The organism is Streptomyces sp. HUAS 31 (assembly GCF_028198125.1).
Taxonomy (GTDB): domain Bacteria; phylum Actinomycetota; class Actinomycetes; order Streptomycetales; family Streptomycetaceae; genus Streptomyces; species Streptomyces chartreusis.
Genome location: NZ_CP116353.1, coordinates 4,778,509 through 4,794,692 on the forward strand (window position 1 = coordinate 4,778,509; position 16,184 = coordinate 4,794,692).

The 16,184-nt window shown below is 70.3% G+C and carries 13 protein-coding genes; 8 read left to right on the forward strand and 5 right to left on the reverse strand.

Annotation, left to right across the window (positions count from 1 at the left end):
- Positions 1-118: 118 nt before the first annotated feature.
- The 4 genes from PGH47_RS21170 (at position 119) to PGH47_RS21185 (ending at position 3,111) form a co-directional block, all read left to right on the forward strand.
- Positions 119-667, forward strand: coding sequence for an RNA 2'-phosphotransferase (locus PGH47_RS21170; RefSeq protein ID WP_271664738.1), 549 nt, complete (start codon positions 119-121; stop codon positions 665-667).
- A 35-nt stretch (positions 668-702) separates the two neighbouring features.
- Positions 703-1,149, forward strand: coding sequence for a hypothetical protein (locus PGH47_RS21175; protein ID WP_271664739.1), 447 nt, complete (start codon positions 703-705; stop codon positions 1,147-1,149).
- A 41-nt stretch (positions 1,150-1,190) separates the two neighbouring features.
- Positions 1,191-2,093 (forward strand): LLM class flavin-dependent oxidoreductase, encoded by a 903-nt coding sequence (locus PGH47_RS21180; RefSeq protein WP_271664740.1) that lies wholly within the window; start codon positions 1,191-1,193, stop codon positions 2,091-2,093.
- 130 nt (positions 2,094-2,223) lie between these two features.
- The gene (locus PGH47_RS21185) at positions 2,224-3,111 is read left to right on the forward strand and encodes an HAD hydrolase family protein (protein ID WP_271664741.1); all 888 of its coding nucleotides are present in this window, start codon (positions 2,224-2,226) and stop codon (positions 3,109-3,111) included.
- A 114-nt stretch (positions 3,112-3,225) separates the two neighbouring features.
- Here PGH47_RS21185 and PGH47_RS21190 read toward each other — a convergent pair whose 3' ends face one another.
- From PGH47_RS21190 to PGH47_RS21205, 4 genes are all read right to left on the reverse strand, one after another.
- Positions 3,226-4,290 (reverse strand): M23 family metallopeptidase, encoded by a 1,065-nt coding sequence (locus tag PGH47_RS21190; protein WP_271664742.1) that lies wholly within the window; start codon positions 4,288-4,290, stop codon positions 3,226-3,228.
- 89 nt (positions 4,291-4,379) lie between these two features.
- Positions 4,380-7,910, reverse strand: a complete 3,531-nt coding sequence (gene cydD / locus PGH47_RS21195) for a thiol reductant ABC exporter subunit CydD (protein WP_271664743.1) — start codon at positions 7,908-7,910, stop codon at positions 4,380-4,382.
- 12 nt (positions 7,911-7,922) lie between these two features.
- Entirely contained in the window at positions 7,923-8,927 is a 1,005-nt protein-coding gene (gene cydB / locus PGH47_RS21200) for a cytochrome d ubiquinol oxidase subunit II (RefSeq protein WP_271664744.1), read from the reverse strand.
- A 20-nt stretch (positions 8,928-8,947) separates the two neighbouring features.
- Complete coding sequence (locus PGH47_RS21205; RefSeq protein ID WP_269639288.1) at positions 8,948-10,456, reverse strand: cytochrome ubiquinol oxidase subunit I; 1,509 nt, start codon at positions 10,454-10,456, stop codon at positions 8,948-8,950.
- 142 nt (positions 10,457-10,598) lie between these two features.
- On the opposite strand from PGH47_RS21205, the gene PGH47_RS21210 reads away from it, so the two are divergent.
- A complete protein-coding gene (locus tag PGH47_RS21210) occupies positions 10,599-10,991 on the forward strand; it encodes a cyclophilin-like fold protein (protein WP_271664745.1) in 393 nt (130 codons plus the stop codon).
- A gap of 47 nt (positions 10,992-11,038) precedes the next feature.
- On the opposite strand, the gene hisC is transcribed toward PGH47_RS21210, so the two are convergent.
- Complete coding sequence (gene hisC / locus PGH47_RS21215; RefSeq protein ID WP_107905005.1) at positions 11,039-12,118, reverse strand: histidinol-phosphate transaminase; 1,080 nt, start codon at positions 12,116-12,118, stop codon at positions 11,039-11,041.
- 453 nt (positions 12,119-12,571) lie between these two features.
- On the opposite strand from hisC, the gene PGH47_RS21220 reads away from it, so the two are divergent.
- From PGH47_RS21220 to PGH47_RS21230, 3 genes are all read left to right on the forward strand, one after another.
- Positions 12,572-13,684: a LacI family DNA-binding transcriptional regulator gene (locus tag PGH47_RS21220; protein WP_269639286.1), complete on the forward strand. Its 1,113-nt coding sequence runs from the start codon at positions 12,572-12,574 to the stop codon at positions 13,682-13,684.
- Positions 13,685-13,924: 240 nt separating this feature from the next.
- Positions 13,925-14,998, forward strand: a complete 1,074-nt coding sequence (locus PGH47_RS21225) for a metallophosphoesterase (RefSeq protein ID WP_030966691.1) — start codon at positions 13,925-13,927, stop codon at positions 14,996-14,998.
- Positions 14,999-15,191: 193 nt separating this feature from the next.
- Positions 15,192-16,061, forward strand: a complete 870-nt coding sequence (locus PGH47_RS21230) for a hypothetical protein (RefSeq protein ID WP_271664746.1) — start codon at positions 15,192-15,194, stop codon at positions 16,059-16,061.
- Positions 16,062-16,184 lie beyond the last annotated feature (123 nt).

Below are 16,184 nucleotides of genomic sequence, written 5' to 3' on the forward strand. Positions count from 1 at the left end.
ACCGCTCGTTGTCCACAGAATCGCCAATTCCCCTGTGGATAACCGCACTTGGTTGTGGATCAAACATCGAGAGCGAAATCATTCGCGTGATTCAGGTCGCGCCCGGCAGGCTATCGCCATGGACGAAAGACGCACCGTGAAGGTGTCGAAGTATCTCTCGAAGCACCTGCGCCACCAGCCCGAGCGCATCGGACTGGTCCTCGACGAGGGCGGCTGGGTCGAGATCGACACGCTGATCGCCGCCGCGAGCGCGCACGGATTCCGGTTCACCCGGGAAGAGCTGGACCACGTGGTCGCCGCCAACGACAAGAAACGCTTCGCGATCGAGGGCACCCGGATCCGGGCCAGCCAGGGCCACAGCGTCGAAGTGGACCTCGGACTGCCCCCGGCGACCCCACCGCCGTACCTCTACCACGGCACCGTGGACCGCAACCTGGACGCGATCCGCAACGAGGGGCTCAGGCCGATGAACCGGCACGACGTGCACCTCTCGGCCGACCGCGAGACCGCGACCCGGGTCGGCGCCCGCCGCGGCCGCCCCGTGGTGCTCTCCGTGGACACCGGCGCCATGCACCGCGACGGCCATGTCTTCCACGTCAGCGCGAACGGGGTGTGGCTGACGAAGGCCGTGCCGCCGCAGTACCTGCGCTTTCCGGAGCCGCACTGACCCTCCTGGGACTCCGGTCCGGCATGATCAGTGGTATGGACCAATTTCCCACCACCGAGTCCGCCGTCACCGCGCTCCGCACCCTCGCCGCCGAGTACGGCCGCGAGATCGAGGTGAGCCATGGCATCGGAGCCGACCAGACCTCTCGGCGCAGCGCCGCCGGCGTCGGCATCACCATGGACCCGGACGGCTCGCTGCCCCACGAGGCGTACGTCGACCTGGGCGGCTCGCCCCGGGTGAGCGTGCGGCTCTTCCCGGAGGACGACGCGCTGATCACCGTCGAGGGCGTCGAGTGCCCCGACATCCCCCGCGACGACGTGCCCGCCTTCCTCCGCTCCCTCTACGACGGCCTCGCCCACGTCAAGGCGCGACGCTTCCCGCCTGGCTACTTCCTGATCGTGCCGCTGCCGGGCGACCGGACCCATCGCGAGTTCATGCCGATGATCACCCTCACTCCGTGGCTGAGCAGCCGCGTGCGGTGACCGTTTCACGTGAAACCCATTCGGGCGCATACGCTCGACACATGAGTCTGCGCCTGAGCACCGTGATCCTCCCGTACCGCCGCTGGTCAGAAGGGGGCCGCAAGGCATGGCAGCGCGCGGAGCAGCTCGGTTTCCACGCCGCGTACACCTACGACCACCTGTCCTGGCGCAGCTTCCGGGACGGCCCTTGGTTCGGTGCCGTGCCGACGCTGACCGCCGCCGCGGCCGTCACCGACCAGCTGCGGCTGGGCACCCTCGTGACCTCGCCGAACTTCCGGCACCCGGTGACCCTGGCCAAGGAACTGATCTCCCTCGACGACGTCTCGGACGGGCGGATCACGCTCGGCATCGGCGCCGGCGGCACCGGCTTCGACGCCACCACGCTCGCCCAGGAGCCCTGGACGCCGCGTGAGCGTGCCGACCGCTTCGCCGAGTTCGTGACGCTGCTGGACCGCCTGCTCTCCGAGGACTCGGTGTCCTACCAGGGCGACTTCTACTCGGCTCACGAGGCCCGCAACATCCCGGGCTGTGTGCAGCGGCCCCGCCTGCCCTTCGCGGTGGCCGCGACCGGACCGCGCGGGCTGCGGCTTGCGGCGCAGTACGGGCAGGCCTGGGTGACCACGGGCGACCCCAAGGTGAGCGAGAGCGGCACCCCGGAGCAGTCGTTTCAAGCCATTCGCGGGCAGGTCGAGAAGCTGTCCGACGCCTGCGCCGCGATCGGCCGGGAGGTGGCCGGCCTCGACAAGGTGCTGCTCACCGGATTCACCCCGGAGCGCAGCCGCGTGCTGGAGTCCCTCGACGCGTTCGTGGACTTCGCGGGGCGCCACCAGGAACTCGGATTCACCGAGATCGTGGTCCACTGGCCGATCCCCGACTCGGACTTCGCGGCCGACGAGAAGGTCTTCGAGCAGATCGCCATGGAAGCGGCGGCACAGCTGCGGTGAGCACGATGGCCGCGGTGCGTGCGTCGGGCGCGACAGTGCTGGTGAGGGCACTGCCGGCGCTGTTCTCAGGGGCGGTATCTCCTCAGGGAACACCTCAGATGTGCGGACTGCCGCACGACCGTGCGGGCATATGCGGGAGAATGACGCGGTGACCTCAGCGACTCGACAGCCCCGGAACCCGGACGCCGCCGTGCGTCCGCGGCTCATCGCCACCGACCTGGACGGCACCCTGCTGCGGGACGACAAGTCGGTCTCCCCACGTACGGTCGCCGCGCTGGCCGCCGCCGAGGAGGCGGGCATCGAGGTGTTCTTCGTCACCGGCCGCCCCGCCCGCTGGATGGACGTCGTCAGCGACCATGTGCACGGACATGGCCTGGCGATCTGCGGCAACGGCGCCGCCGTGGTCGACCTGCACGGCGGCCCCGGCGCCCACCGGTTCGTGATGGTGCGGGAACTGGCGCGGGAGAACGCGGTGGACGCCGTAGGGCTGCTGCGGGACTCGGCGCCGGGCACGGTGTACGCGGTGGAGCAGACGTACGGCTTCTACCAGGAGCCGGACTATCCCAAGCTGCACATGGAGATACCGGACGAGCTCGCGCCGGCCGAGGACCTCCTGGCGCCGGACGCCCCCGGTGCCGGTGAGCCCGTGCTCAAGATCCTCGCCTATCACCCCACGCTCAACCCTGACGCCTTCCTCACCCTGGCCCGGCTCGCCATCGGCGACCGCGCCAATGTCACCCGCTCCAGCCCCAGCGCCCTGCTGGAGATCAGCGGCCCCGGCGTCTCCAAGGCGAGCACGCTGGCGCTGTGCTGTGCCGAGCGCGGTATCTCGCACGAGGAGGTCGTGGCCTTCGGGGACATGCCCAACGACGTCGAGATGCTGACGTGGGCCGGCCGGTCGTACGCGATGGGCAACGCCCACCCGGACGTCGTCGCCGCCGCGTCGGGACGGACCGTCGCCAACAACGAGGACGGGGTCGCGGTCGTCATCGAGCAGATGCTGGCGGAGCGCGGCTAGTCCGCTTCTCCGGCCTGGCGCGCCGGACCGGCCCTGGTCCTCGCCGAGCGGCGTGACCCGCCGGACGGCCCCTGGCCACAACCACCGGCTTGATCCGCCGGAAGGCACCCGGCTCTAACCGAGCGGCGCTCCCCGGTCCGCCAGCCACGGCGCCGGATCCACCGCCGAGCCCATCTCCGGGGTGATCCGCACCTCGAAGTGCAGATGCGGGCCGGTGGAGTTGCCGCTGGTGCCGGACTGGCCGATCCACTGCCCGGTGTCGACACGGTCGCCCTGGTCGACGGCGACCGAGGCGAGATGGGCGTACTGCGTGTAGTAGCCGTCCGTGTGCTGGACGACGACCTGCATGCCGAACGCCCCACCGCACGACACCTTGGCCACGCGCCCGTCCCCGGCCGCACGCACCGGCGTGCCGATAGGCACCGCGAAGTCCTGTCCGGTGTGCCGGTGGGCCCACCGTGACCCGCCGCTGCCGAACGAGGCGGACAGCTCGTACGTCTCCACCGGCGTGGCCCACGCGCCGTCGAAGTCCGTCTCCTCCTGGTCCAGCCGCACGGCGCCGGGGCAGGAACCGGCGGCCACGAAGGAGTCGGCCTGTCCCTGCAACTCCCACCGCGCCTCTTCGAGCTTCTGCTCGATGCCGCTCTTCAGCTCGGCGAGTTCGGCGTTGCGCTTCTCCAGGCCGTGCCAGGCCGCCGCGGCCTTGGCCTCGTCCTTGGTGAGCTGCTTCTCGGCGCGACGGCTCTTCTCGATGGCGTTGTTGACGGCCATGTTCGTCTGCGAGAACACATGCTGACCGCGCATCAACTGTTCCGGGCTCGACGCGAGGATGAGCTGCGCGGTCAGCGGCATGCCGCCGCTGGTGCGGTACTGGGCGCGGGCGATCCGGCCCAGGTCCTCGCGCAGGGCGCCGATCTCCCGCCGCTCGCGGTCGAGCAGCCCCTCGATCCGCTGCGCCTGCGCCCGGTGCCCCTCGGCCTCCTGCCGCCCCGCCTCGTACCGCTTCGTCGCCCGCGCCACGTCCTCGTACAGCTTCACCACTTGGGCGCTGAGGCCGAGGCCGCTGCCCCCGGGGGTGTCCGAGTCGTCGGCGAAGGCGTCCGTGGGCCTGGCCACGAGGAGCGCGAGCGCGCACAGCAGCGCCGGAACGACCTGGAGGCGACAGCGATATGAGCGCATGTCAGCGATCCTGACCCGCAAGTCACGCCGGGGCCTCGTTCAGGTCGTACACCTGGGGGACAATTGACGCGGACGGTCCAGTGCGCGACTCACGCGCCGGGGAGAACCGCGGGCTGGGGCGCCCCCACCAACAGGTCGGCCGCTTCCTCCCGCTCCACCATCGCCCGCAACGGCCCGTCCGTGGCGGCCAGCTCCGCGAACGCGCCCCGCTGCACCACACGTCCCCCGTCCAGCACGACCACCTCGTCCACGGCGTCCAAGCCCGCCAGCCGGTGGGTGATGAGCAGCGTCGTACGGCCCTCGGTGGCGGCCATCAGGTCGGCGGTGAGGGCGTCGGCGGTCGGGAGGTCCAGGTGCTCGGCGGGCTCGTCGAGCACAAGGACGGGGAAGTCGGCGAGCAGCGCGCGGGCCAGCGCGAGCCGCTGCCGCTGTCCGCCCGACAGCCGTGCCCCGTGCTCGCCCACGAGCGTGTCCAGCCCGTCGGGCAGACCGTCGGCCCAGTCGAGCAGCCGCGCACGGCCCAGGGCGTCACGCAGGTCGGCCTCAGTGGCGTCCTTCCTGGCGAGGAGCAGGTTCTCGCGCACCGAGCTGTCGAAGAGGTGCGCGTCCTGCGCGCACAGCCCGACCAGCCGCCGTACGTCGTCGCCGTCCAGCGCGTGGGCGTCGACGCCGCCCAGCGTGTACGAGCCCGCGTCCGTGTCCAGGAAGCGCAGCAGTGCCTGCGCCAGCGTCGTCTTGCCGGACCCGGACGGTCCGACGACGGCGATCCGGCGGCCTTCCTCCAGGGTCAGGTCGAGACCGGCGAGCGCGTCCCGGTCCTGCCCCGCGTGACGGGCGGTCAGGCCCCTGACGGCGACCGGGAAGGGCGATGCGGGCGCCTTCCTGGGACGCCCCGGTTCCCGTACGGGCTCGGGTGCGTCCAGGACCTCGTGGACCCGCTCGGCGCTCTTGCGCACCCGCTGGCGGTACTGCACGGCCAGCGGCAGCCCCAGGACCGCCTCGAAGGCGGCCAGCGGGGTGAGGACGACGACGGCCATGGTCACGCCGCTGAGCCGGCCGTCCACGACCGCCTGCGCGCCCACGAGGGCGGTGGCGGCGACGGTGAGGCCGGAGATCAGCGCGGTGAGCCCGTCGCCGAGCGCGGTCGCGGTGGCGGCCCGCGAGGCGATCCGGGTGAGCGTCCCGTCGGCCCGGCGAGCCTCGGCCGCACGGCTGGGCAGCGCACCTGCGACGGTCAGTTCCGCGGTACCGGTGAGGAGATCCGTCACGCGCGTCGCGAGGACTCCCCTGGCGGGGGCCAGCCTGCGCTCGGCGCGGCGGGCTACGGCACCCGTGACGAGGGGGACTCCGAGGCCGGCCGCCAGCAGCCCCGCCGCGAGCACCGCACCGGCCTCGGGCAGCAGCCAGGCCGTGAAGCCGACGGCGCCGGCGGACACGACCGTCGCGGCGGCCGCGGGCAGCAGCCAGCGCAGCCAGTAGTCCTGGAGCGCGTCCACATCGGCGACGAGCCTCGACAGCAGATCGCCCCGTCGCGTGCGGCGCAGCCCGGCGGGCGCCAGCCGCTCCAGCCGCCGGTACACGGCGACCCGGGTGTCGGCCAGCATGCGCAGCACCGCGTCGTGCGACACCAGGCGCTCGGCGTACCGGAACACGGCCCGCCCGATGCCGAAGGCCCGCGTCGCCGTCACCGCCACCATCAGGTACAGCACGGGCGGCTGCTGCGAGGCCCGCGAGATGAGCCACCCGGAGGTGGCCATGAGCCCGACAGCGCTGCCGAGCGCGAGGCTCCCGAGCAGCAGCGCGAGGGCCAGCCGGCCGGGTCGGGGGCCGGACATGGCACGGACGCGCGCGAGGGCACCTCGCTCGTCCGCGGCGAGCGGCACGTCTTCGGTATCGGCGACAGCGGGCTCTCCGCGCGTTTCGCCGCTCTCGTTCCGACGGACGACGGACGCCTCGCTCTTGGGCAGGGCTTCCGCCCGACCGGGCGCCGCGGGCTCGGCGAGCCGCACCACGCGGTCCGCCACCCCCAGCAGCGCCGGCCGGTGCACGACCAGCAGCACCGTCCGCCCCACGGCGAGCCGGCGCACGGCCTCGACGACCTCGGCCTCGGTGGCCCCGTCGAGCGCGGCCGTCGGCTCGTCCAGCAGCAGGACGGGCCGGTCCGCGAGGAACGCCCGGGCCAGCGCGAGCCGCTGCCGCTGGCCCGCGGACAGCCCGGTCCCGTCCTCGCCCAGGACGGTGTCGACACCCTCGGGCAGCGCGTCCACGAACTCAAGCGCCCCGGCGTCCGCCAGTGCCCGACGCACAGCGGCGTCGTCGGCGTCGGGACGGGCCAGCCGTACGTTCTCGGCGATGGTCCCGGCGTAGAGATGCGGCCGCTGCGGCACCCAGGCGATGCGTGAGCGCCACTCCGCCAGATCGAGTCCGGTGAGATCGGTTCCCCCGACCAGCACCCGCCCGTCGGTCGGCCGCACGAACCCCAACAGGACGTTGAGCAGCGTCGACTTGCCCGCGCCGCTCGGCCCGACGAGCGCGATCGTCTCCCCGGGCTCGACGCTGAAGGACACGTCCGCCACCGCGTCGGCCGTGCGGCCGGGGTAGCGGACGGAGACCCCCTCGAACGACACCCCGCCGGTCGGTACCCCAGCGGTCCCGGACGCCGGCACCGGCGTCTGAAGCACCTCGAAGATCTCCTCCGCCGCGGAGAGCCCCTCGGCCGCCGCGTGGTACTGGGCGCCGACCTGCCGCAGCGGCAGATATGCCTCGGGTGCCAGCACGAGGATGACGAGGCCGTCGTACAGATGCATCTCGCCGTGGACGAGGCGCATGCCGATCGTGACGGCCACCAGGGCCACCGAGAGCGTCGAGAGCAGCTCCAGCGCGAACGAGGAGATGAAGGCGATCCGCAGGGTGCGCATCGTCGCCCTGCGGTACTCGCCGGTGATCCGCCGGATCGAGTCGGCCTGCGCCTTGGCCCGGCCGAACACCTTCAGGGTCGGCAGGCCGGCGACCACGTCGAGGAAGTGGCCGGACAGCCGGGACAGCAGCTGCCACTGACGGTCCATCCGTGACTGCGTGGCCCAGCCGATCAGCATCATGAAGACCGGGATGAGCGGCAGGGTGCCGACGATGATGGCCGCCGAGACCCAGTCCTCGGTCACGATCCGCGCCAGCACCGCGATCGGCACGACGACCGCGAGGCCCAGTTGCGGCAGATAACGCGAGAAGTAGTCGTCGAGGGCGTCGACGCCACGGGTGGCGAGGGCGACCAGTGACCCGGTCCGCTGTCCGCCGAGCCACCCGGGACCCAGCTCGGCGGAACGCTCCAGCAGCCGCCCCCGCAGCTCCGACTTCACCGCCGCGCTCGCGCGGTGGGCGGCCAGCTCCGTGAGCCAGGCGACCACCGCACGGCCGACCGCGACCGCCACCAACAGCAGCAGGGGAGTGCGCAGTTCAGCAGCGGACATGCCCTGCTGGAACGCCCCCACCACCGCCTCGGCGATGAGCATCGCCTGCGCGATGACCAGTACCGCCCCGACAACACCCAGGCCGACGACCGCGATCAGGAAGAGGCGGGTGGCGCGGGCGTACCGGAGGAGACGCGGATCGATTGGTTTCACGTGAAACACACCTCAGTGCACGGTCTCGGCGATGTGCTGCGTACCGATCCGCTTACGGAAGACCCAGTAGGTCCAGCCCTGGTAGAGCATCACGATCGGCGTGGCGATCACCGCGCACCAGGTCATGATCTTCAGGGTGTAAGGACTCGACGAGGCATTGCTGACCGTGAGGCTCCAGTCCTCATTGAGCGAGGACGGCATGACGTTCGGGAAGAGCGTCAGGAAGAGCATCGCCACGGCCGCCACGATGGTGACGCCCGAGAAGGCGAACGACCACCCCTCGCGCCCGGCCTGGTTCGCCGCCACAGCAGCGACCAGCGCCACGACCGCCACGATCAGCGCGGCCAGACTCTGTCCGTCGCCGTTGTCGATCTGCGTCCAGAGCAGGAAGACCGCGGCCACCACGGCGGTCGCGAGGCCCAGCCACAGCGCCAGCCTCCGTGCCCGCTCCCGGATCTCCCCCACGGTCTTGAGCGCCGTGAACACCGCACCGTGGAAGGTGAACAGCGACAGCGTCACCAGACCGCCGAGGAGCGCGTACGGGTTGAGCAGATCGGGGACGTTACCGACGTACTCATGGCTCCGGTCGATCTTCACGCCCCGCACGATGTTGGCGAAGGCCACGCCCCACAGGAACGCCGGGAGCAGCGAGCACCAGAAGATGGCCTGCTCCCAGTTGCGCTGCCACTTCTCCTCGGGCCGCTTCGCCCGGTACTCGAAGGCGACACCCCGGACGATCAGGCAGACCAGGATGAGCAGCAGCGGCAAGTAGAACCCGGAGAAGAGCGTGGCGTACCACTCGGGGAAGGCGGCGAAGGTCGCGCCGCCCGCCGAGAGCAGCCACACCTCGTTGCCGTCCCAGACGGGGCCGATGGTGTTGATCAGCACCCGTCGTTCGGGCCGGTTGCGGGCCAGCAGCCTGGTGAGGACGCCGACCCCGAAGTCGAAGCCCTCCAGGAAGAAGTAGCCGATCCACAGGACGGCGATCAGGACGAACCAGACGTCGTGAAGTTCCATGACTGTGCAGCTCCCTCGGCCTAGTACGAGAAGGCCATCGGCTTGTCGGCGTCAGGGGAGTCGCCGCCGATCTTCGTGGGCGGGTTCAGGTCGGCTTCCGTCAGCTCGGGCGGGCCGGCCTTGACGTACTTCGCGAGGAGCTTGACCTCGACGACGGCGAGGATGGCGTAGAGCGTGGTGAAGACGATCATCGAGGTGAGGACCTCGCCCTGCGAGACGCCGGGGGAGACCGCGTCGCGGGTCCGCAGGACGCCGTAGACAACCCATGGCTGGCGGCCCATCTCGGTGAAGATCCAGCCCCAGGAGTTGGCGATCAGCGGGAAGGCCAGGGTCCAGATCGCGATGCGCCAGTACCACTTGGTCAGCTTCGGGCCGAGTGCCTTCTTGGGGAGCAGCACCAGATGCGGAACCTCGTCCTCACCGGTCCGCAGGTGCTGCGGCAGCATGAACTTCTTGCGCGTCAGCCAGAGCCCGGCCACTCCGACGGCGAGCGACGCCATGCCGAAGCCGATCATCCAGCGGAAGCCCCAGTAGGCGACGGGGATGTTGGGCCGGTAGTCACCGGGACCGTACTTCTCCTGCTCGGCCTTGTTGACGTCGTTGATGCCGGGGACGTACGAGGTGAAGTCGTCCTTGGCCAGGAAGGACAGCAGGCCGGGGATCTCTATGGCGACCTTGTTGTGGCCCTTGTCGACGTCACCGACGGCGAAGATCGAGAAGGGCGCCGGCTTCTCGCCGTCCCACAGGGCCTCGGCCGCGGCCATCTTCATCGGCTGCTGCTCGTACATGATCTTGCCGAGCGTGTCACCGCTGACGGCGGTGAGCAGGCCGCCGACGGCGACGGTGACCAGGCCGAGTCGCAGCGAGGTCTTCATCTCGCGGATGTGCTTCTTGCGCAGCAGGTGGAAGGCGGAGATGCCGACCATGAACGCGCCGCCGGTGAGGAAGGCCGCCGACAGGGTGTGGAAGGCCTGCGCGAGCGCGGTGTTCTGGGTCAGAACCAGCCAGAAGTCGGTGAGCTCGGCCCGTCCCCGCGCCTCGTTGATCCGGTAGCCGACGGGGTGCTGCATCCAGGAGTTGGCCGCCAGGATGAAGTAGGCCGACAGGATCGTGCCGATCGACACCATCCACATGCAGGCCAGGTGGATCTTCTTCGGCAGCTTGTCCCAGCCGAAGATCCACAGCCCGATGAAGGTGGACTCGAAGAAGAAGGCGATCAGCGCCTCGAAGGCGAGCGGAGCACCGAAGACGTCACCGACGAAGCGGGAGTAGTCGGACCAGTTCATGCCGAACTGGAACTCCTGCACGATGCCGGTGACGACACCCATCGCGATGTTGATCAGGAAGAGCTTCCCCCAGAACTTCGTCGCCCTGAGGTACTTCTCCTTCTCCGTGCGTACCCAGGCGGTCTGCAACCCGGCCGTGAGGGCGGCCAGCGAGATCGTCAGAGGGACGAACAGGAAGTGGTAGACGGTGGTGATGCCGAACTGCCATCGCGCCAGGGTCTCCGGCGCCAAAGCCAGGTCCACGTCGCTGCTCCTTACATACGCTTGTGAAAGCGTTCACATTCACAAGCAATTATGCAGCACGGACATTCCAGGCCCTCACGGGGGGTCCCTCGTTCGGGCCAACCCCTTGGCGGGAACTTCAACATATTGTTGAATCGCCTGCATGCAGCCACAGACACCGCTTCGGATATGTATCTCCTGGCCCTCGGGGCATCTCACCGCGACCCTCGACGACACCCCGACGGCTCAGGCCCTCAGCAAGGCCCTCCCTCTCAGCTCCACGGCTCGCACTTGGGGCGAGGAGGTGTACTTCGACACAGGGGTGTCCGTTTCACGTGAAACGGACGCACAACAGGTGGTCGAGCCTGGCACAGTCGCCTTCTGGACCGACGGCGACGCGCTCGCCCTCCCCTACGGACCGACACCGATCTCGCGAGGCGCCGAGTGCCGCCTCGCGAGCCCGTGCAACATCCTGGGCCGCCTCGACGGCGACGCCCGCCTGCTGGCGACGGTCCGCGACGGCGACCCCGTCCGCGTGGAACTGGTCGACGCCTGACCGTGCCGGCATAGCCCCGTCGCCGCCCGGCCGTGCCCCCGGAGCCTCTAGAGCTCCTTGCGGAAGCCTTCCGCCACCTTCAGGAAGATGTCGTTCGCCTCGGCCTCTCCGATCGTCACCCGCACACCCTCGCCCGGGAACGGCCGGATCACCACGCCCGCCTGCTCACACGCCTGGGCGAAGGCGACCGTGCGCTCCCCCAGCCGCAGCCACACGAAGTTGGCCTGGGTCTCGGGCACCGTCCAGCCCTGGGCCCGCAGCCCGTCGCCCACACGGTTGCGCTCACACACCAGCGACCCGACCCGGCCGAGCAGTTCGTCCTCGGCACGCAGCGAGGCGATGGCCGCGTCCTGCGCGAGCTGGCTCACCCCGAAGGGCACGGCCGTCTTGCGCAGGGCCGCCGCGACCGGCTCATGGGCGATCGCGAAACCGACGCGCAGACCGGCGAGGCCGTACGCCTTGGAGAAGGTCCGCAGCACGCAGACGTTCGGCCGCTCGCGGTAGATCTCCACGCCGTCCGGCACCTCGGGGTCGCGGATGAACTCGCGGTAGGCCTCGTCCAGCACCACCAGGACATCGCTCGGCACCCGGTCGAGGAACCGCTCCAGCTCGGCCCGCTTCACGACCGTGCCCGTCGGGTTGTTCGGGTTGCAGACGAAGATCAGCCTGGTGCGGTCGGTGATGGCTGCGGCCATCGCGTCCAGGTCGTGCACCTCGTCCGACGTCAGCGGCACCTGCACGGAGGCGGCACCGCTGACCTGCGTGATGATCGGGTACGCCTCGAAGGACCGCCACGCGTAGATGACCTCGTCGCCGGGGCCGGCGGTGGCCTGGATCAGCTGCTGAGCGACACCGACCGAGCCGGTGCCGGTGGCCAGGTGGGAGAGCGGGACGCCGAAGCGCTCGGACAGCTCGTTCATCAGCCCCGTGCACATCATGTCCGGGTAGCGGTTGAACGACGAGGCAGCCACCGTGACGGACTCCATCACGCCCGGCAGCGGCGGATACGGGTTCTCGTTGGAGGACAGCTTGTAGGCCACCGGACCACCGGCCGCGGCGGGCTTGCCCGGCTTGTAGGTGGGGATACCCTCCAGCTCAGCGCGCAGCTTGGGGCTCGTCTCGCTCACCGCAGTCCTCCTCGCGACCACCGGCGGCCCATCACCACCGCCGGCTCCAATACTTCTCACCTTATGAGGATTCCGCGCCGATGCGTACAGGTGAGGAAGAGGCGATGCCCACGGGCGGGGCAGACCCGGGCTGCTGATCACACCTGTCACACCAGCATCAAGGGCATCGGCGCACGAAGGCGTACGAACCGGGGGGCGCGCCACACATATATCTACGCGCCGGTGGCTCGCGCCCTGGCGCGCATCCCCCGTGAAGGTGAGTTGAGACCTCTTCGAAACATCGGACACTTGGCAGGCCCATGCGCGCCGACAAGTCACGTCTTGCCATTGGATCGTTCAACTCCCTTGCTTTCAAAGGGATCTGACGGTCTATGACCTTGCAGAAACGTGCCTGTCAACGACTGCATATGCGTCCGCACTACCCCACCGCATGAGCCCTACTATCGGCTCGCCATGACAGCAGCAGGGAAGCACCAGGTGAGCCGCGCGGAAACCTCACGTCGAGGCAGTCGGCCCGGTCGGGCGGGCATCAGAGACGTGGCGGCCGCCGCCGGAGTCTCCATCACGACCGTCTCCGACGCCCTCAACGGAAAGGGCCGGCTCCCCGACGCCACCCGCCGCCATGTCCGCGAGGTCGCCGACCGGCTGGGCTACCGGCCCTCGGCCGCGGCCCGGACACTCCGTACCGGCAAGTCGGGACTCATCGGCCTGACCGTGACGACGTACGGGGATGAACCTTTCACCTTCACGGAGTTCGCGTACTTCGCCGAGATGGCCAGGGCGGCCACCTCGGCCGCGCTCGCCCGCGGCTACGCCCTCGTGATCCTCCCCGCGACCTCGCGCCACGACGTGTGGTCGAACGTCGCCCTCGACGGCACGGTGGTCATCGACCCGTCCGACCAGGACCCGGTCGTCAGCGAACTCGTCAGACAGGGCCTCCCGGTCGTCTCCGACGGCCGCCCCGCCGGTTCGCTCCCGGTCACGGCCTGGGTCGACAACGACCACGAGGCCGCCGTGATGGGCATCCTCGACCACCTGGCCGACGCGGGCGCCCGCCGGATCGGTCTGCTGACCGGCACCACGACGGACACGTACACGCATCTGTCGACCACGGCGTATCTGCGCTGGTGCGAACGGGTCGGACAGGACCCCGTCTACGAGGCGTACCCGGCGCACGACCCGTGCGCCGGCGCCGTCGCCGCCGACCGGCTGCTCGCCAGGCCCGACCGGCCCGACGCGGTCTACGGGCTGTTCGACCCGAACGGCACGGACCTGCTCGCCGCCGCCCGCCGCTACGGCCTGCGCGTACCGGACGACCTGCTCCTGGTGTGCTGCAGCGAGTCCACGGTGTACGCCAACACCGAGCCGCCCATCACCACGCTCTCGCTCAAGCCGCGCCGCATCGGCACGGCGGTGGTCCAGCTCCTCATCGACGCCATCGAGGGGGTCGAGTCGGACCAGCCGGTCGAGCAGGTGATACCGACGGAGTTGATCGTGCGTACTTCGTCCCAGCGACGCCCGCCGCGCACGACGGTCAGTCCGCCGCGGTCTCCCGAGGACCATTAGGCGCACGCCGAAGGACCGCAGAAGCAGGTCGGGGGGCGGGCAGGGCGCGGTCGTCGAGTGGTAGAAGCCCTGCCCAATCGGGGCGAAAGCCGCGGTGAACAGCACTCCTGCTCCGATTCACCACCCCTGGGTCATCACATGGCGCGATCGGCATTCCTATGATGGGCCCACGACACCGCGGGCCGCTGCGACCAGGCAGTCCGATGCGGTGCAGATGCGGCGTGATGGTGGAGGGGTCTGATGACTCAGGGGGCCGGTCAGGGACCCGAGGTGGAGCGCACGGCGACGTTGCGCGACTTCCGGGTACCCGCGTACGTCCACGAGACCGGTCCGTATGCCAGCACGCACCCGGGCGACGTCGCCCCGCCCGCCGAGGAGACGTATCCCGAGGGGTACACGCCCACGCAGCGCGACCTGCCGGTCATCAATCGCGGCGACACCGTCCAGGTGCATGTCGACCCCGCCTCGCTGCCGGCCGAGCAGCCGAACAGCGGCTCCGGTGCGCTGTTCGTCGTCGGTGACGTGCACGGCTATCTCGACGAGCTGGTGGCCGCTCTCCAGGAGAAGGGCCTGATCGACTCGGCGGGGAACTGGTGCGCGGGCACCGCACGGCTGTGGTTCCTCGGCGACTTCACCGACCGCGGCCCGGACGGCATCGGCGTCATCGACCTCGTGATGCGACTGTCCGCCGAGGCCGCGGCGGCCGGCGGCTACTGCAAGGCCCTCATGGGCAACCACGAGCTGCTGCTGCTCGGCGCCAAGCGCTTCGGCGACACTCCCGTCAACTCCGGCGCGGGCACGGCCACCTTCCAGGCCGCCTGGCTGCTCAACGGCGGCCAGAAGACCGACATGGACCGCCTCCAGGACCACCACCTCCAGTGGATGTCCCGACTGGACGCCATGGAGGAGGTCGACGGGCATCTGCTGGTGCACTCGGACACCACGGCCTATCTCGACTACGGCGACTCGATCGAAGCGGTCAACGACACCGTCCGCGAGACACTCACGCGCAACGACGCCGACGAGGTCTGGGACCTCTTCCGCAAGTTCACCAAGCGCTTCTCCTTCCGCGACGAGGGCGGCCCGGACCATGTCCGCTCGCTGCTCGATACGTACGGCGGCACCCGCATCGTTCACGGTCACAGCCCCATTCCGTACCTGCTGGGCGAGGTCGGCTCCGAGGACGGCGAGGACAACAGCGGGCCGCTGGTCGAGGGGCCGCACCTCTACGCCGAAGGGCTCGCCATCGCGATGGACGGCGGCGTGACCATGGCCGGAAAGCTGCTGGTCCAGCAACTTCCCCTGGATATCTGAACGTTCACCGGGCAGACGACCCCCCATCACGCAGGGACGGAGGACGGCGCAGGCCAGGGCCCAATTTTGGCAAACCCCCTGTCACCGTGTGCCGTCACCGCTCTACCATCGGCTTATCCGTAGCAGGCTCCCCTCCGTTTCTGCCCGACGGCTCGTTGGCATGCGAGCCCCAAGCCCTACGGAGCATCGGGGGATGCACATGAACAGCGTTCCGCAGCACCTGCACAGCGAGGACCGCCAAGAGTACGAGCGGATCCTCGACGAGGCGCTGCGCTCCGCACCACACCGCCCGGAACTGGCCGCTGTGGGACAGCGGCTCAACCCCGAACAGCTGCGCACCATGGCGCTGAACGCCACCGCACTCATCACGGCGGCCGCGGCGACCGAGTACCAGCACTACGTGAAGGTCCGCGAGGAACTGCGCCAGCCGGCGCCGTCCACCCCGTCGTCCAGCCGCGAGTCCGGCTCCTCCGAGTCGGGCACGGGCGCGATGGGGCTCGCCACCACCATGGGAGAAGTCGCCGAGACGGCCGGCCCCGGCATAGTCGCCGTGGTCGCCGTGCTGGCACCCGTCCTGGCGGGCACCGCCGCGGCGATCTTCCTGCTCGTCGGCTACATCCTGAAGATGCTCAACCCCGAGCCGGCGTTCGCTCAGACGATGCTCACCACCGGATGGGTGTTCGGCGCCATCGCGGCGGCCGCGATCCTGGTCGCCGCCGTCGGTCTCCTGCTCACCGCCCTGCGCAACCGGCCGGCCTTCGACTCGGGGCCGTACGGCGAACTGAGCGAAGAGGTCGCCCGGGCCAGGGAAGCCTGGCGCGAGGCCCTGCTGGAACGCGGCGTCCTGCCTTTCCTTCGGGAGGCACTGGCCGACCCCGGCACGACGGCGGCCTTGCACCGCACGCCGCCGACGACACCGGCCGGCCGCATCCCGAACCTCGGCTACGGCCGTCCGGGTTTCAGCAGCCCGGACAACGGCGCTGTCCCTGGCCCGCGTCCGAGCTACACGAGCCCGGACTACACGAGCCCGGACTTCGGAGGGCCCGAACACCAGCCGGAGTAGCCCCTCGGCTTGCGCCCCCGCCGTGAGAAGGCCCCGTCAGAGGACCTCCTCGCGGGAACCCCGGGGACATCTCCTCGGGGAGGCGCAAGCCGAACAGCCGGCAGCGCACATCCGGCCGACAGG